Raw genomic sequence first — 16,925 nt, 5'->3', positions numbered from 1 at the left:
CCTCTTTGCCTACTCCCGGCGCATGATGAGGCTGGCACCCAGTGTCATCGTGCCGGGTGTGCCCTTGTCTGACAGTCCGGAAAAGAGCTGCCCCGCCACGAGCTGGTGCGGATACGTAACGGTGATCATCACTTGCGCATCCACCGGAGCGATATTCCGCAGGTCGGCGCCGCTGCCGATGTTTGTGAGCTCTGTCCAGCCGCTCCATGCTCCCGTCGACTTGCTGAGCGTACGGTAGGATTTGTCGCACCTGATCGCGGCAGGGTTGAGCGACGGAGCGCTGCCGCGAACACGAGTCTCGATGGTCTCGATCGAAGCCCCCACAGCGGCGGCCCTGACACCCTCTCGAGCAGCCTGGTTGATCGTCAGCGCGTCCTTAATGATCAGACCAACCTCCAGGATCGAGAAGACCAGCAAGACCAGCAGCGGAGCGACGATGGCCATCTCCACCGTGACCGCGCCTCCGTGCAGCCTTCCATAGCGTGCCGGAACCGTCATGGTAACGCCCCTCCTTTCAGAAGAGCGGCGACCCCCGAAGGACTAGAGCGGCCGTAAGGGCTCCCAGACCCGTAGCCGCAGCAAAAGGCACGCGCACCCCTGTGGCCGCTGTCTCAAGACCACCGGTGTCCGGGTCCGTGCGCAGGGCCGGTGGCAGCAGCAACCACGACCCCGCCCTGCGAGCACAGGCAAGAAGCCGCCTCTGTCGGCAGGCCAGCACGATGCCCATCAGCCCTGCCCACAGGAAGGCGAGAATCATCGTATAGAGGAGGAACTGCGGTCCACGCAAGGCGCCAATGGCGGCCAGGAGCTTCACATCGCCGCCGCCCAGCGGCTTGCCCAGGATCGGCATCACAAACCACACCGCCACTCCGATGCCGAGGCCGATCAGGCTCGACCGAGTGCCGTCGAGCCCCAGGAAGTATGTGTTCAGCACCAGCCCCAGAACCGCGCCAGGAGCCGTCAGCCAGTTGTAGACCTTGCCGTCTCGGACGTCGGTAACGGTGGCGATGATCGCCATCATATATATGATTGCGGAAGTTACGACCGTCAGAACTGGGTCGTCGTGCATGGGCTCCATGCGATCACTCCCGGTGAGTGATGCCGGCGGAGGGGGCGCTGCGGACCATCGCCGGGGTGAGGATCCGCAGCGCCCGCAGCCGCCGGAAGCGGCTGGTGACCGACTAGGTGCTAGGGACCGCGATGTTGTCTGCCGCCCTGTTGGCGGCAACCGTCACGTTGCTGCCCAGCCGGCTCCACGCAGCGATTGCCACAATCGATACCAGGACCAGCAGTAGCGCGTACTCCACAGTAGTCGGCCCGTCTTCGTCCTTCCACAACCCGGTAAGTGCTCTCAGCATTTCCCCTGCCTCCTGAACCGTTTTTGGGGGTCACAATGCCCCCTACGACGAGTGGACGGGCGTGGCCGCGTGCCATCCGCCCTGCCCTTGCGTCCTCGAGAAGGTACGGCTACCGGCTGTGTGCCTGGTGCATGCGGCACCTCAGTCACGAATGCCACCGGTCAGGTCAGGGGGTCTCGAAGACCCCGACGACAAGTTGACAGGGGTTTGAACAGGAGGTTAATATGGGGGATGCGAACAGGCCGTAGCCAAGTTGTCTGTTTGCCCCCGGGCGTCGGGAAGTTGCCGCTTCTCGACGCCCCTTCTGTTCTCCCCAGTGCTTCTCAAGGGCGACCTACTCCAGCCCCTCACCATCTGGCAACTCCGCGTCCGTTTCTGGGAGGTGCCCCTCAGGCCTTCCCCACAAAACAACAACGCGGACGTGTCTCCGAGGTCCGGAGCCGTCCGCGTCTGCTCGCGCGAGTGGGTTAGGACGATCTAGAACCGCGGCGAAGTGTCGCACTGCACACACGGGCGGGTCCGCTCCGCAACTCAACCCAGGCCTCCGCTGCCCCTCAACTACTACCTTGCCCGCAACCAAGGTGCCGTTGCCATCACCGACTGCTCCACTTCCGTTGAGTTCACGTATGGTCAGTATACAGACGTCTCGGCAACAGTCAACTCATAAGTACCTAAAATGACTCGTAGCTGTATACAGTTACGCCCATCATGTGGTCGAGCGTCGCACAAACATCAATACCAATCCCCCACGTCCCCTAGGGACAACGGAATATCGCGCCCTTCTGTAGTAGCAAAGGCCGGCACACTCTCCCTTGGGCCACCGCAAAGTGCGTGCGCAGAGTACCGCCCCCGAGGGCGGTACTCTCAGTGTGATCCCCGCGTGCACGCAGATGCCACAGTGCCCAGGGAGGTTCGCACGCCCCGAGGGAGAAGTCAGCATCGCCGCCTGAACTGAAACTGGTGGCAAGGCCTTCGCACACCGACACGAAGGGAAACAGAGCAAGTATGCAAAAGCTGAACATCGGCATCGCCGGTCTGAGACGCGGACGCGGGTTCGTCTCCCTCTTTGCGGCCCATCCGCAGCTCAACGTCACCGCCCTCTGTGACTTGAGCACCGACACGCTGTCCGACCTGGGCAAGGCCTTCTCTCTGCCCGATTCGGCGCTCTACACCGACTACGACCAGTTCCTCTCTGCGCCGATGGACATCGTCATGATCGCCACACCCATTCGCTTCCATGCCGAGCAGACGATCAAGGCGCTGCAGTCCGGCAAGCATGTGATGTGCGAGCAGACCGCCGCCTACACCGTCGAGGACTGCGAAGCGATCGTCCAGGCCGTCAAGCAGACCGGGCGCTCCTACATGATGGCCGAGAACTACAGCTACTTCCACTATGTCCGCCAGTGGCAGAAGATCGTCCAGCAGGGCAAGCTCGGACCCATCTACTACGCCGAGGCCGAGTACATCCACGAGATCGAGAACCTGCTGATCGACGCAAAGACCGGCGAGTACTTCTGGCGCCACGAACGTCCGCCGATCTGGTACTGCGCTCACTGTCTCGGGCCACTACTCACGCTGATGGACGACCGCATTGTGGCAGCCTCCGGCAGCCAGGCAGGCTTCCACAAGCGCCCCGAGCAGAGCGACCACCTCGGCTTCCTCGACATGGAAGTCGGGCTCTTCCGCACGCAGAAGGGCGCGCTCCTCAAGATCGCCCGCAGCCAGGTGGCTCCGCGCTACCCGCACACCGTCTACTACTCCCTCTATGGCACGAAGGGTTACGTGGAAAACGGTCGCTCGGGCAGCAACACCGAAGGCTACCTCTGGATTGAGGGCGAGACCCCCGACGACGAAAAGGGGCAGCGCAAGGCGGAGGTCATCACCTGCGAGATCGTCGACCCTGAAGCCCCTGAGGAGGCCAAGCAGGGCGGCCACGGCACCTCGGAGTACTACATGATCCGAGACTTCCTCGAAGCCATCGAGAAGGGCACACACCCCCCGATCGACGTCATGCGGTCCATGGACTTCACGGTCCCCGGAATCATCGCCCATGAATCCGCGATGACCGACGGGAACTGGCGCGACGTACCCGTCTTCAACTGGTAGCGTCTCCCTTCCACCGGACACACAACGGCCCCGGGACCAATCTCGGTCTCGGGGCCGTCTCCATTCCAGCTTGCGGACTCCGCTATCCCTCTCGCAGCCGCTCCGCCGATCCGGCCAACTGGTACTCCTCCACCAGCAGGCGCACGACTTCGTCATAGACGGCCTGCCGACCGGCCTCCACGGACTTCACCAGCGCCGCCTCGTAGGCCTGACGCACATTCGTGCCGACGTTGATCTTCGCAATCCCCTCGCGGAATCCGGCGCGCACGAACTCCTGCTTGATCCCACTGCCGCCATGCAAAACCAGCGGAACCCCCGCTGCCTCGCGCAGTTTCGCCAGGTGCTCTAGGTTCAGCCGCGCCTCAACCTTCTTCTCGCTCCTCGCAGCCTCACTAACCGCCCCGTGGATGTTCCCCACGGCGACAGACAGCCAGTCGACGCCTGTCTCCTGCACGAAGCGTCGGGCCTCGCCTGGATCGGTGAACCCGCGACCGGACTCGTACAGCTCCTCGTAGGGCGGCAGCGGGCCGGCCTCATGTCCCAGCACAGCGCCCAGTTCAGCCTCCACTGCAGCACCCGTCTCCTGGGCCATCTCCACTACCTGATGCGTCGCCGCGATGTTCTCCTCGAGCGGCAGCCGCGAACCGTCCACCATCACCGAGTCATACCCCAGTCCCAAGGCCTCGGTGAAGAGCGGGACGTAGTCCACACGCTGCTGGTCCTCATCAACCACCGGGATATGGTCCAGGTGCAGACGCACGAAGCGCTCATCCTTGAAGCGCTGGTACTCCTCGAAGATCGGCGTCGGTCCACCGGCGGCGAAGCGCTTCCACTCCACCCTTGCCACTGCCACCTGTCCCATGGTCCCAGTATCACGCAGCGCCTTGATGATCGGCTCCATCATGGGCAAGTGCGGTACGTTGAAGCTTGGTAGCGCCAGGCCCAGCTTCCAGGCCCGGTGTACGAGTTCGCGAGAGGTCGGCTCTGTCATGATGTCTCCTACAGTCTTAGGGATGCCTTCCCTTTCGCAGCCGATCCGCGAATTCCTCCAACGAGGTCACCGGCACCCTCCGCGAGGAAGGAGCCGGCGGCACCGACGACCAACCTCCCTCCTGCCACCCAGAAGACAGACGCAGCCACGAGCAACACGCGACTGGCAGTCCCACTCCTGCGCCCGGAGGCCTTCCTGATGCTGCGGCCCACGCTTTCCCTGGTTGCCCTGTTGCTGTCCTGCAGCGCCCTTACTCACGCCGCCTCTTTACCCCGTGAGACACAGCCGGCTCAGCCCGTGCTGCCCGACCTTACCCAGGTGCGCAACTTCCAGACGCAGCCCGTGCCCTGGTGGCCCTACGTCATCAATGCCGGCTGGGGCGGCGGACGTGGTGGCCCGGAGCGTCTTCAGGGCTGGACCGCCGACAACTGGCTGCTGCTTGATGTCCTCGACCGCTCCGGCGACTTCACGAGCAACGAGTGGCTGACCCACCGTGGCATCTGGTATGAGGTCTACGGTCACAACGAGTACCAGGAGACCATCCACTTCGTCCTCGACGGCGCGAGGAGGCTGTTTTGGGACAACGGCTTCGCCCAGGACTTCAAGGGCGACCGCGTTCTCAGCCCCGAGTACAACAACAGCCAGCAGTGGTGGAAGGACAGCATCGGCTGGGATGCCTACATCGTGTGCAACAACGCGCCCCGCTGGTCGGCGGTTATCGACTACGACCTCCTCAGCGCGGCTGCTCTCGGGCACGCCACCAGCCAGGACAACATCGGCGGACCCACTTCCCGCATCGGCGCCGGAGGCCATGGCCGCTACTGCGACTTCTGCAACCGCAGGTTCTTCGACTACCTCACTCGCACTAACCGCCTGCCGGAGTTCCGCAGCCAGTACAAGAGCATCCGCGACTATGTGCAAGCGACACAGATGGACACCCTCAAGCAGCTTCCGCCCTTCGGCAAGTGGACCTTCGACCCCGCACAGGCCCAGGTCATCGAGAAGCTCTGCGCCCCGCCGGTCATGAACCAGTACCAGAAGTTCCTCTACCTCTCGCAGCTATCCAACTGGATCACCTACTACAACGACTGCAAGCTCGCAGCCGCCCGTCAGGGCCGCGACTTCGACGTCCACGGCAACCAGGGAGGATCGGCCATCGGGGCGACGCCCTACCAGGTCGCGCTGGCCGACTTCGTCGACACCGTCTGGTTCGAGACCCAGGGCGTGTCAGCCTACGACATGTTTCGGTATCACTGGAACAACGCCGACGGCGCCCTGCGGTATGTGATGGGCCGGGCCATGACGCGCGGCACCAAGCCCTTCATGTCCATGCTCCGCTTCCACAAGCTCACGCCGGATATCGTGGAGCACGAGATCGCCGAGTGCTGTGCCGGAGGCGGGGTGCTATTCCCCTATCAGGACAGCCTCAGCAAAGAGTCGGCCCTGCAGCAGATCATGACCGACTACTACCGCTTCCGGCACGAGAACCGTGGGCTCTACCAGCCTCAGAACTCCCAGCCGCTGTCCGATGTCGGCCTGATCTACTCCATCCCGAGCCTCATGTACCATGACTATATGTACTCGGTCTCCAGGCCCCTGTGTGCCTTCGAGGGGATTGCACGAGCCTGTCAGGAGGGGCATGTCCAGTACGACGTCGTCATCATGAACCACCCGGAGATCCACGCCGATCACTGGGGGCTGGACGAGCTCAAGCAGTACCGCGTCCTGATCGTGCCCGCAGTCGAGTGCATGACGGATGCCCAGATCGTGCTTCTCACCGACTACCTGAAGCAGGGCGGAACGCTCGCCGTCGCCGGCGATTGCGGAACCCGAGACGAGGACAACCTGCCACGCGAGACGTCTCCCCTGGAGGCCTGGAAGAAGGCTGGCCGTGTTCTGGAGATCCGGCCGGGCAAGACCTTCCTGCCGCCACGGGCTTCAGAGGGCGACGCCTCAAGAGCGCAGACGGCCGAGACCCTTCAGGCGCTGCGAGAGGCCGTCCAGAGCCCTATCCTCCAGGGCGATCTGCCTTCACTCCTGTGGGTCAAGACCTGGACTCATGGCGCGGGTGAAGCCGGGACCTCGCGCACCCTCAGCGCCCATTTCGTGAACTACAACGTGAACTTCGAGACCGGCACCGCTACGGACACGCAGCCTCTGCCGGTAACGCTCACGGTACCGCAGGGCGTAGACGCCGGCGAGGCAACCTGGCTCCTTCCGGGCAAGGACTCGCTGCCGCTCGAGATGCAGGTGACCGACGGCAAGGCGACCGTCACCATCCCGTCGGTGCACATATACGGTATCCTGACGATCGGAAGCCGCGAGGCGCAACAGCAGCGCAACGATGCTCTGCAGGCTCAGGCCTTGCTTGCCCGGGCGCAGATAGCCGTCGCGACGAAGCCTGCCAACGACCCGCTTCGCACCCGCGTTGACTCTGCAGCGCAGACTCCGCAGACGCCCCAGTCAGCCCGCGACCTGCTTCAGTCCGTGGCCCAGCAGAGCGATGCGGACTACCTCGCCGGCTTGAATTCTGCCGTCACCGCCGACAAGCCTCTGGTCGCTTTGGCCTTTGGTGCGCCTCAGGACTTCGCGGGCTGGAAGTCCGTGAAGGCCGACATGGCCTACACCGCCGAGCGTGGCTTCGGCTGGCTCCCGGTGACCGATGACAGCGAACCCCTGCCGGACGAGACCTACTATGACTCCGCCCAGAAGTACGGCAAGGACCTCGTCGGGCCCGAGCCCAAAGCCCAGCGTCTCCCCTTCTGGCCCTACAAGCAGCCTGTGCCGCAGCCCTTGCAGTTCAGCCTCGCCTCCGGCACCTCGCGCAGCTTCCGCCTTGATGTTCCCGCCGGGCGCTACCGGGTCCGCATCGTCAACGTGAATCCCTCCTGGACCAACTACAACTTCCGCGTGTCCGGAATGGTGCAGTGCAACGGAAAGGTCATGCTCCTCGACGAGGCCCTGGACAAGAGCGCCCTCCTGGCTCGGGAGTTCGAGGCCACCAGCCAGGACGGTCATCTCGACCTCACCTTCGGCGGCCCAACAGGCTGGGGCGTAGCGGCGCTGATCGTGGAGGCGATCCCACCGGACACACCCGCAAGGGCCCTTCCCGAGCGCACTCTCCTTCGCGACTGGCAGGTCAGTCCGCGCATCCCGAATCCGGAGTGGTGGCGTACCGTGACGACGCCGCTCGAAGAGCGCCTCAAGGACCTGCCGCTCGCCGACTGGACGAAGCTACAGGCGAACTGCGACAAGGACTACTCGCCGACGGCAGGGCTGCCGGTGATCGATCTGGGCAGCAACCGCGAAGCCGAGACCGGCGATGTCGTCTACGCCGTCACGACTCTCCAGGGCCCCGCAAGCCCCGGAGCCACCCTGCGCTTCGGCTCCACCAGCCAGGCGACGCTCTGGCTCAATGGCGAACTTCTTGGCTTCGTGCCCAACGAGAAGGGTCTGCGCGAGGAGTTCCTTGTCCCGATAGCACTGAAACAGGGCGAGAACAAGCTCGTCGTCAAGCTACAGCGGTTCTGGGAGCGACGCTGGATGTTCACAGCCACGGTCGCCCAGGACCTTACACAATCCGGAGGGACGCAGATGACGGCAAAATGGGAGTGCATCAGCAAGGAGGCCGCCTTCAGCACGCGCGACACGGCTGAGGACTTCGTGCTCGACGGCAAGATGTGGCTCAGCAATGGCTACCACCAGGGCAACGTACTGAGCCGCGATCTGTGGAACTCGGCCGACGGAGTCACCTGGACGAAGGTCGCCGACGAGACACCCTATGACGGCTACTCCGAGATGGTCGTCTACCAGGGCAAGGTCTGGGCCATCAAGGGCAGCGTCTGGAGCTCCACCGACGGCCTGAACTGGACGCGAGTACTGGAGAAGACGCCCTTCGGCGTTCGCGGCTACGGCGAGATCGTTGTCCATGACGGGAAGATGTGGCACCTCGGGAGCGGCGACGATGTATGGAACTCGACGGACGGCGTCAACTGGACGCGCACCCTCGAGTCCGCACCCTTCGGCAATCGCTATGGCTCAGCCGTCGCCGTCTACCGCGGCAAGCTCTGGCTCCTGGGCGGCAAGATCCCCGGCAGACTGGACCCGCCCGAGAAGGGCTATCCCGACATGACCACCTCCAACGACGTCTGGTGCTCCGCCGACGGCGTCAAGTGGGAACGCGTTCTGGAGCACGCACCCTGGTCGCCGCGCATGTGGTTCATTGCCCGGGAGTACGCGGGGAAGCTCTGGTTCATCGGCGGCTACGACAACAAGAACGCGCAGAACCTCGGGGACGTGTGGTTCACGGAGGACGGCAAGACGTGGCAGCAGTTCGCTCCCGCGCCGGAGTTCACCCCCCGTCACGAGTCCACCGTCTACGTCTTCAACGGCAGCCTCTGGGTCGTGGCGGGCAATTCCTGGCCGCTGATGAATGACGTCTGGCGCTTGACGCTACCTGGCGCAGACCATTGATAGGCAGCCTGCGCCAGGCCAAAGCTATACCCTCTGCCGCCGAGGGGCCGGGGAGACCGGCCCCTCGGCGCTTCTCACATGTTGCGAGGCACAGTCAGCGCAGCCGGCGGCCGCACAGTCGGCGTCGTTACGCCACTCGGAACCGCCATCAGTTTCAGGTGCTCAGGTGCAACGGGCACCGGGATGGGGATGCCAAGCGCATCGAACTCCGGAGGCACCGGCCCCTGGAACTTCTCCGGAGGCACCGGTGTGAAAGGCGGCGCAGAAGGCGTGGGCAGAACCTGCGCCATCCCTGCCGCCTCGGGGGCGATGGCAAAGGCGCGCACCGCGCCGGCATCATAGCTCGCGATGCGGTTACCCCAGCCGGTCGTTGCCTTGGCGTAGACGTGCAGCACCTCGGCAAAGGCCGCCCACCCGGGACACTCCGGTGGTATCAACTGGTTGATGAGAAAGTCGTGGCCGAAGTTCCCGTTGCCGTCGCCCTCGTAGGAGCCCAGCGCGGTGGCAAAGACCTCACCGTTCGCGGAATCGACGGTGGTTGAGGCTCGGACGATACTGAAGCCCAGCACCGCGTAGTTCCGCGGGTGAGTAGCATGGTAGTTGATGCTGATCTGGTCGGTCGCACGGTTCGTATAGTGCAGGAACCCCCAGGGGTCGGCGACGTTCATATCGCCAATCTGCGGATTGTCGATGACCGCGCTGCACAGGTGGTTATCGACTTGCAGGGCGAAGACGTACCCGCCGCCATTGATCTCCGGTCCTAACGCGTTGCGGGTCAGTGTGTCTCCGTTAGCGGCGACCCCGGTGGGCACGATGAAACGGAAGGTGGACGCACCCGGCATCACCTGGTTACCCGTGGCGTTGAACAGCTCCAGCTTGATGCGGTAGGTGCCGTCGATCAGCTCCGGCGAGTTGAGGTACCCGCTGTAGATGTCCCCGAACCAGTCACTGGTCGGCCACTTCGTGACCGCACCGGCCTCGGCTGGCGGGTTGTGAGGACGGAACTCGTACAGCAGCTTCCCTGCCACGCCCTTCGGCCCGAGCATGTAGACGGGGAAGGTCACATGCCCGCCTTCATCCCTCTCGTAGTGCACCCCGACGGGCTGGTTGAACTCGTGCCACTCCGTCTCCCCCACTCGCTGATAGAGCCAGCGGTAATGGGTGAGCGCCGGAGTGGGAAGCGAGGAGTGGTAGCCGTGGCGCAGACCCAGGTATGCCCCGAAGGGCGCGTTCACCATGGAAAGCCCGCTGCCGTCGGTATAGTCGGTGAGGCCGGTGGGCTTGATGCGGTACAAGGGCGTTCCTCCCACCGCGTACGGCATCACCCATACCCCGGGACCGGTGTCCACTCCAGGCGCACTAGGCGGCGCGATCATGACCGGATAGCAGAAGGTGTTGTTGAACTCCCGCAACTCCCACACAGCTCGTGATGGGTCAACCACTGCCCCGATCCAGTAGAGGCCCGGCGGCGTGTTCCTGGGGATGTAGACCGGGTGCGAGTACGTCCGCTGCGCATTGGGGGCGATATCGCCGGGTATGGTGTCACGTCCCCCTTGCAGCAGCATATCCTCGACGAAATCGTCCCTCGTCTTGCCGGCGTAGCCGGGCCAGACAGCAACACGCACCGGGATGATACTGTTCGAGGAGAGAACCAGGTCGATGAAGTAGTTGTGCCCCGGCGCAGCCGTGTTGGTCCCCAGCGCCACCGCAGTTCCTTCGTTGCGTACGGTTACCGTCAGGTTGATGTCCGTGCCCGCGACGGCCTCGTAGGGTCCGGTGACCTGGACCGTTAGGTCCGGAAGGCTGAGAAGCGGGAACCGTGGCCTCAAGATCCGAAGCGGCCTGATTCCCGGCGTCACTCTCGGCGCCTGACCCAACTGCGCCACCTGCAGACCATCCTCAGGCCACACACAGGGAGCCAGGCACGCCAGCATCGCGACAACGGCTATCACCACGCGTCCTATCCTCATTACTGCCACCTCCTGCGTCTGTCTCAACGGCCTCGTATCAACGACTTCGGACTCCACTCCCGGGTTCCTGCTGCCCCGCCACAATGTTCACAGGCCCTGAAGCGCCTTCGGGGCCGGCCATGACGTGCCCGGGAGCAACAGATTCCCCAACACCAAGGAGGAGGGCCGGGCTCAAGGGCGAAGTCAGCTCTGCACAACCAGCCGACTTACGAGTTCGGGGGACTCTTCAGTCTTGAGCCCCTGGAGAACGGAAGGGGTACTGACATGGCAAAGGTGCTCGTTGTCTACTGCAGCCTCACAGGCCACACGAAAGCTGCTGCCGAAGCCGTTGCCGCCGGCGCCAAGGAGGCCGGGGCTGAGGTCGTTGTGAAGCCCGGTTCGGAAGCCGGACCGGACGACCTGAGGGCCTGCGGCGCGGTTGCCCTGGGCTCCTATGATGCCTTCAGTTACATGGGCGGCGGCCTCAAGGACTTCCTGGACCGGTCCTTCTACCCCACCCAGGGCGAGGTCACGGACAAGCCCTTCGGCGCCTTCGTCACCCACGGCGGCGGCGGTCGGGCAATCGACAGCGTCGAGTCCGTTGCCAAGAGCTTCAAGTTGAAGAAGGTGGCCGACTCCGTCTCGGTCAAGGGTGCGCCCGACGAAGCCGCCAAAGCCCTGCTGAAGGCTCTTGGCGCGAAGCTCGCCGCAGCCGCAGCCGGATAGGACGCAGGACGGCGCCGCAGCCACTCAGCCCACATCACTGAGGCCTGAATCCCAGACCTCTGCTTTGGGGTGCCTGATGCACAAGACGCTACTGGTGTTAGCTTCTGCCCTGCTCGTGACGACAGCCTTCGCTGCCGAGTACTACGTCTCCCCACAGGGCAAGGACGAGAACCCGGGTACCAGGGCCCTGCCCTGGCAGACGCTCGCGAAAGCCTGTGCCGTCGCCGGCCCTGGAGACACGGTCTGGCTGAGCGCAGGCACCTACCGCGAGACGCTGCGGCCGAGGGTCTCGGGCGCCGCCGACAAGCCCCTTCGCTTCCTATCGCTACCGGGCGAGAAGGTCGTGCTGAGCGGTGCCGATGCACTCACTGGGACCTGGCAGCAGCATCAGGGCAGCGTCTACAAGCTGCAGACGAACCTCAGGTTCCTCCAGCTCTTCGTCGACGGGAAGATGATGCAGGAGGCCCGGTGGCCGAACTCGCCGCTGAACGACCTGATGGCCATGCAGCGTGCCCGGGCCGGTGAGGGTACCGGCTATGAGGTCCTCGCTGATTCCAACCTTCCCGCGGGCGACTGGAACGGTGCGGTTGTCATCTTCTGGCCGGGCAGCGAATGGGTCAACATGACCCGTCGCGTCGTCGACTACCAGCCCGGCAAGTCCTTCCGCTTCGATGTCACCACCGAGGCCCAGAAGAAGGACCAGTACCACAAGGAGGACCCGTACAAGCCCCGTGCGGGCAATCCCTACCTTCTCGTCGGCGCGCTGGCCGGTCTCGACAGTCCGGGTGAGTGGTTCCTCGACGAGAAGACCGGAACCGTCTACCTATGGACACCCGACGGTAGCTCCCCCGCGAACCATGTCGTCGAGGTCAAGCAGCGGGAACTGGCCGTTGACCTTGGCAAGCTCTCCTTCATCGAGGTCAAGGGCGCGGACATCCTCGGTGCAGCGGTGAGCATGCGCGATTCCCAGGACTGCACGCTCGAGGACTGCCGCCTGCGCTATGTCGAGCATATCCGCGAGTACCCGGGCGGCAAGATGCCGTCGACGCCAAACGCCATCACGGGCAAGCGCAACACCTTGCGCAACTGCCTCATCGCCTACGGCGCCACCACGGCCCTGTCGCTCTCCGGCGAGGACAACGCGCTCCTCAACTGCGTGGTACACGACGCCAACTACCTGGGCAGTGGTCGTGGCGGACTTGACCTGGGCCGATCGGTCGGAGCGCGAGTCGAGCACTGCACCCTCTTCCGCGCCGGTCGCGATACCGTCCAGCACGGCGGCAGCAAGCGCATCAGCCTCCAGTACAACGACCTGTACGACGGCAACATGCTCAACAACGACGCCGGAGCAATCTACTGCTGGGGCACCGACGGCGAGGGCGGCGTCATCGCCTACAACTGGGTTCACGACAACCCGCGCTGCAACGGCATCTACCTCGACAACTTTAGCAGCAACTTCGTCGTGCATCACAACGTGGTCTGGGCCTGCGGGGGCAACGCCTTCCACATCAACAGCGACGCTCTCCATCACCTGATCTATAACAACACTCTCACCCAGACCGCAAACGCCTTCGGGACCTTCTGCTATGCCGCCTACGTCCCGACCATGAAGGGTACGCGCATCGTCAACAACCTCGTCAACGAGGCCATGAACCCCAAGAACCCCAACGAGTTCGTGCAGGGAGAACTGGGGCCCGAGCTGTCCCACAACGCGCCGGGGGCAGTCGACAAGGATGGCTACCCGACGCAGGGTTCAGTCGCCATCGACGCCGGGGTTGTGATTGAGGGCATCACCGACGGCTACAAGGGCAAGGCGCCAGACCTCGGAGCCTACGAGTTCGGCGGTCCACGCTGGGTCGCCGGCGCCGACTGGAGCGACCCCGAGGCACCTCCGGCACCGACCCATGATCTCGCCTACGCGCCCCGCGGACCCATCACGGCTCAGACGATGATCACCGACGGGCTGGCGCTGTGGCTCGATGCAGCCGACAAGACAAGCCTCGACCTCAGCGCCGACGGCACCGTCCTCGCCTGGCGTGACAAGTCACCCAACAAGCACGTCGCACTGCCGGCGCTTCCGGACGGCGCAGTGAAGTGGGTTGCCCGGGGGATGAACGGCTTACCTGTCCTGCGTGGCAACGGTACGGGCAGCCTGCGCGTCGCTGACCTCAAGCGCGAGCCGGGGGCTGTCACGGTGTTCGTGGTCTCACAGGCGCAGGAGGCCCTTGGCCCGACGTGGCAGCGCATCCTTGCCAGCTTCACCGGCGTCGGGCAAGAATGGGTGGCGCCGAACTGGATGATCGGTGTCCCCGGCGGCGAGAAGCCCAGCACCTGGCCGCCTCGCCTCTTCACAATCCAGAAGCGCAACGGCGCAGCGCTTGGCACGATCACAGTCCTGGGCGCTTCGGCGGCTCAGGGGCAGGCCCTCGGCGGCGATGTAGGTGAGGTCCTCGTCTTCGGTCGAGCCTTGCGCTTCGATGAGACGGAGGCCGTACAGAAGTACCTCGCGGGCAAGTGGGGCGTGACCGAGTAGGTCCTGATCCGCAGTCTGCGAGGCGTTCCTTCCGGGCTGCTGCACGCCTCTGCCCGGAGCTTGGTGCGTTACGAAAGGTCTCTATGCCAGAGCCAACTCTCACAGCCGGGTTCCCGAACTACAACCACAGCCACTACCTGCCGCAGGCCATCGAGGCCATACTGTCACAGTCGCGTCCGCCTGACGAGTTCATCATCGTCGACGACGCCTCGACCGACAACAGCGTCGAGATCATCGAGTCCTATGCCCGGCAAGATTCCCGTCTGCGTCTGGTCCGCCACGAGCGCAATCAGGGCGCCGTTGCCTCACTCGACCGGGTGCAGACCGAGGCCCGGGGTGATTGGCTGTACTTGGGCGCTGCCGACGACTACGTACTGCCTGGTTTCCTCGCAGCCACTATGGCCCTTGCAGGCGAACACCCGGAAGCAGGGATACTCTTCGGCCAGGTGCAACTCGTCGCCGATGGTGACGAATCGAAGGTACTGGAGTCGCGCGAGGTGAGGCGCTGGCAGGAGCCACTTTACGCTCCTCCGGCCCGCTTCCTGCAAGACTTCCTCCAGACCACGCCGACCTGGTACTCTCTCACGCATGCGACGATCTACCGGCGCCAGGCACTGCTCGACCTCGGCGGCTTCCGTAAGGAGGTCGGGCACCTGAGCGACACGGTGGCGCTCCGCACACTCGCCCTCAAGTTCGGCGCGGGCTACGTGCCCTTGCCCTGCGCAACCTGGCGCGTCAAGCCCGACAGCTTCGCCGCCGGTGAGGGCTGGGACGCCGAGACCATGATCCGCATCACCAACAGCCTCGGCACACTTCTGCGCTCGCCGGGCTACCGTGAAGCCATCCCCGAGGACTACGTGCAGCGCTGGCAGCGCGACCTGTGGGCAATGACGTTGGAGCGGTATATCTGGAAGCTGCGCGAGGAACGCTTCGGACACTCGCCCTGGGGTCTGCTGCGAGGCCGCATATACAAGCGTCTCCTCCGCTTGCGAGTGGCGTTGCAGCATCACGGGGACGTCGCCGCCTTCCTCCAGGCCGACGCGGCCCGGCGTCACGGATCCTGATCGACACCACAGTGCGTGCCGTCCTTCGCCTCACCCGCAACCACCACTGACCCGAGCCGTCGAAGGGAACCGAATGATGAATCTTCCACACGCTCTTGCCGCCGCCGTGCTCGTCCTCATCACCCAGTCCACCTTCGCCGACACGCCCCTGCGCACGTTCTACGAGAAGGGGAACTGGCACCTCAACGCGACCTCTTGGATCGGCGACGGCACCCGGTCGGAGCTGACCGGCGAGGGTCTGCTGATCGCCGATGAGTCCACGCAGGCCGGCAGCGGTCGCTGCTACCTGCTCAACTGGGAGGCCGATCCCCCGAAGGGTGCGGCGCTTGAAGCACGCGTGAAGGTGGTCTCCTGCAGCGCCCCCTGGGGTGTAAACATGATGGCCGCCGACGGCATCCACGAGGAGGGCCTGACGCTCTTCCCGGATCACCTGCTCCTCCCCCACTCCGGTCTGTCCGCCTCCTTCAACACCACAGACGGGTTCCACACCTATCGGCTCGAGGTCAAGGGCAGCGACGTGCGTGCTTATGTCGATGGTCGCCTGCTGATCGACGGCGCCGGCAGGTACACCACACCCGCCAACGCAGGGCGCAACCAGTGCTCCTTCGGCGCTGCGGCATCGCCTGCGACGGGTACGGCAATCTGGGAGTGGGTCCGCTACCAGAGTGAGAAGCCCGAGGGTGCCCTTCCGGCGAAGCCCGAGGTGCCGTCCATCGAGGGACTTGAGGTGAAGGTCGGCGACACCGTCGACATCATCCCCGGACCGACCTACCGCAGTCTCTTCCAGTTCCGCGACGGCAAGCTCGCAGTCGCAGACCGCCGCTCCGACGATGGCGGCAAGACCTGGACGAAGGGCGATAGCAGTCTCGGGACCAGCGCCTTTCAGTTCGAGGACGGCGAGATCATCGCGCCGGGCTTCAACACCACCAAAGCCGGCGACGGGGTCTTCGAGGTTCCACTCTCGCGCTCCACTGACGGCGGCAAGACCTTCCAGCGCGAGACGGCACGTCTCAACATCCCCCTTGGCACCGGGGGCACGGGCGACGACGGCAAGTACTACCCCGGTCCCGGCGTTGACCATGCCATGGTGCAGTTGCGCGACGGCTCCCTGCTCATGGCCATGTACGGCTACTTCACGACCGACACGGTCCTCTGCCCGGCCTTCAAGCCCGAGTGGAAGGTGTACAAGTACCGCACCTGGGTCATGCGCTCCACCGACCGCGGGCGGACCTGGAACCTGCGCGCCACGGTCGCCTATGACCCGAGCGTCGGCGCCGAGAGCTTCTGCGAGGCCGACTTGCTGCAGCTTCCCGGCGGCGACCTCCTGTGCTTCATGCGCACCGGCGGCGAGCCGCCCAAGTACACAACCCCGCTCTACTGCAGTCGCTCCCAGGATGACGGCCTGACCTGGAGCAAGCCCGAACCGGTCGCGGATCGTGGTGTCTGGCCGAACGCCTGCCGCATGCAGAGCGGCGTCCTGGCCGTCACCTACGGGCGCCCGGACAACTGGCTGGCCTTCAGCCTCGACGAGGGCAAGACCTGGACCGGCCACTTCTGCTTCTACCGCGGCGCGACGACCAGCTACAACACAGTGGCGGAGGTCGCCCCTGGTACCTTGCTGGTGGTCTACGACCGCCGCCGGCTGGGTCCCGACGGCAACCTGCAATCAGGCATCGCCGGCACCTTCCTCACCGTCACGCGACGCTGACAGCCAGACCGCCTGGG

The 16,925-nt window shown here is 64.6% G+C and carries 11 protein-coding genes; 6 read left to right on the top strand and 5 right to left on the bottom strand.

The window, feature by feature from the left end; translation table 11 throughout:
• Positions 1–9: 9 nt before the first annotated feature.
• From ABFE16_16090 to ABFE16_16080, 3 genes are all read right to left on the bottom strand, one after another.
• Complete coding sequence (locus tag ABFE16_16090; protein MEN6346824.1) at positions 10–498, bottom strand: TadE/TadG family type IV pilus assembly protein; 489 nt, start codon at positions 496–498, stop codon at positions 10–12.
• A 16-nt stretch (positions 499–514) separates the two neighbouring features.
• The gene (locus ABFE16_16085; protein MEN6346823.1) at positions 515–1,078 is read right to left on the bottom strand and encodes an A24 family peptidase; all 564 of its coding nucleotides are present in this window, start codon (positions 1,076–1,078) and stop codon (positions 515–517) included.
• A 103-nt stretch (positions 1,079–1,181) separates the two neighbouring features.
• Positions 1,182–1,358, bottom strand: coding sequence for a Flp family type IVb pilin (locus ABFE16_16080; GenBank protein ID MEN6346822.1), 177 nt, complete (start codon positions 1,356–1,358; stop codon positions 1,182–1,184).
• Positions 1,359–2,363: 1,005 nt separating this feature from the next.
• Here ABFE16_16080 and ABFE16_16075 point away from each other — a divergent pair.
• A complete protein-coding gene (locus ABFE16_16075) occupies positions 2,364–3,464 on the top strand; it encodes a Gfo/Idh/MocA family oxidoreductase (GenBank protein ID MEN6346821.1) in 1,101 nt (366 codons plus the stop codon).
• A gap of 82 nt (positions 3,465–3,546) precedes the next feature.
• Here ABFE16_16075 and ABFE16_16070 read toward each other — a convergent pair whose 3' ends face one another.
• On the bottom strand, positions 3,547–4,455 hold the full coding sequence (locus ABFE16_16070; GenBank protein MEN6346820.1) for a class II fructose-bisphosphate aldolase: 909 nt from the start codon (positions 4,453–4,455) through the stop codon (positions 3,547–3,549).
• A 198-nt stretch (positions 4,456–4,653) separates the two neighbouring features.
• Between ABFE16_16070 and ABFE16_16065 the strand changes: the two genes are divergently transcribed.
• A complete protein-coding gene (locus ABFE16_16065) occupies positions 4,654–8,928 on the top strand; it encodes a hypothetical protein (protein MEN6346819.1) in 4,275 nt (1,424 codons plus the stop codon).
• Between the two features lie 74 nt (positions 8,929–9,002).
• On the opposite strand, the gene ABFE16_16060 is transcribed toward ABFE16_16065, so the two are convergent.
• The gene (locus tag ABFE16_16060) at positions 9,003–10,898 is read right to left on the bottom strand and encodes a hypothetical protein (protein ID MEN6346818.1); all 1,896 of its coding nucleotides are present in this window, start codon (positions 10,896–10,898) and stop codon (positions 9,003–9,005) included.
• A 264-nt stretch (positions 10,899–11,162) separates the two neighbouring features.
• Here ABFE16_16060 and ABFE16_16055 point away from each other — a divergent pair, with 264 nt between their 5' ends.
• The 4 genes from ABFE16_16055 (at position 11,163) to ABFE16_16040 (ending at position 16,908) form a co-directional block, all read left to right on the top strand.
• The gene (locus tag ABFE16_16055; protein MEN6346817.1) at positions 11,163–11,603 is read left to right on the top strand and encodes a flavodoxin; all 441 of its coding nucleotides are present in this window, start codon (positions 11,163–11,165) and stop codon (positions 11,601–11,603) included.
• A 76-nt stretch (positions 11,604–11,679) separates the two neighbouring features.
• Positions 11,680–14,136 (top strand): right-handed parallel beta-helix repeat-containing protein, encoded by a 2,457-nt coding sequence (locus ABFE16_16050; GenBank protein MEN6346816.1) that lies wholly within the window; start codon positions 11,680–11,682, stop codon positions 14,134–14,136.
• Positions 14,137–14,219: 83 nt separating this feature from the next.
• The gene (locus ABFE16_16045; GenBank protein ID MEN6346815.1) at positions 14,220–15,200 is read left to right on the top strand and encodes a glycosyltransferase family 2 protein; all 981 of its coding nucleotides are present in this window, start codon (positions 14,220–14,222) and stop codon (positions 15,198–15,200) included.
• 73 nt (positions 15,201–15,273) lie between these two features.
• The gene (locus ABFE16_16040) at positions 15,274–16,908 is read left to right on the top strand and encodes a sialidase family protein (protein MEN6346814.1); all 1,635 of its coding nucleotides are present in this window, start codon (positions 15,274–15,276) and stop codon (positions 16,906–16,908) included.
• Positions 16,909–16,925 lie beyond the last annotated feature (17 nt).

Source organism: Armatimonadia bacterium (assembly GCA_039679385.1).
Classification (GTDB): Bacteria; Armatimonadota; Zipacnadia; order Zipacnadales; family JABUFB01; genus JAJFTQ01.
This window is presented reverse-complemented; position numbering and strand designations above follow the sequence as displayed.

Excerpts from the sequence above, each read along its gene's own strand:
- ABFE16_16090 (MEN6346824.1), bottom strand. The coding sequence starts at position 498 with ATGACGGTTCCGGCACGCTATGGAAGGCTGCACGGAGGCGCGGTCACG.
- ABFE16_16085 (MEN6346823.1), bottom strand. The coding sequence starts at position 1,078 with ATGGAGCCCATGCACGACGACCCAGTTCTGACGGTCGTAACTTCCGCA.
- ABFE16_16080 (MEN6346822.1), bottom strand. The coding sequence starts at position 1,358 with ATGCTGAGAGCACTTACCGGGTTGTGGAAGGACGAAGACGGGCCGACT.
- ABFE16_16075 (MEN6346821.1), top strand. The coding sequence starts at position 2,364 with ATGCAAAAGCTGAACATCGGCATCGCCGGTCTGAGACGCGGACGCGGG.
- ABFE16_16070 (MEN6346820.1), bottom strand. The coding sequence starts at position 4,455 with ATGACAGAGCCGACCTCTCGCGAACTCGTACACCGGGCCTGGAAGCTG.
- ABFE16_16065 (MEN6346819.1), top strand. The coding sequence starts at position 4,654 with ATGCTGCGGCCCACGCTTTCCCTGGTTGCCCTGTTGCTGTCCTGCAGC.
- ABFE16_16060 (MEN6346818.1), bottom strand. The coding sequence starts at position 10,898 with ATGAGGATAGGACGCGTGGTGATAGCCGTTGTCGCGATGCTGGCGTGC.
- ABFE16_16055 (MEN6346817.1), top strand. The coding sequence starts at position 11,163 with ATGGCAAAGGTGCTCGTTGTCTACTGCAGCCTCACAGGCCACACGAAA.
- ABFE16_16050 (MEN6346816.1), top strand. The coding sequence starts at position 11,680 with ATGCACAAGACGCTACTGGTGTTAGCTTCTGCCCTGCTCGTGACGACA.
- ABFE16_16045 (MEN6346815.1), top strand. The coding sequence starts at position 14,220 with ATGCCAGAGCCAACTCTCACAGCCGGGTTCCCGAACTACAACCACAGC.
- ABFE16_16040 (MEN6346814.1), top strand. The coding sequence starts at position 15,274 with ATGATGAATCTTCCACACGCTCTTGCCGCCGCCGTGCTCGTCCTCATC.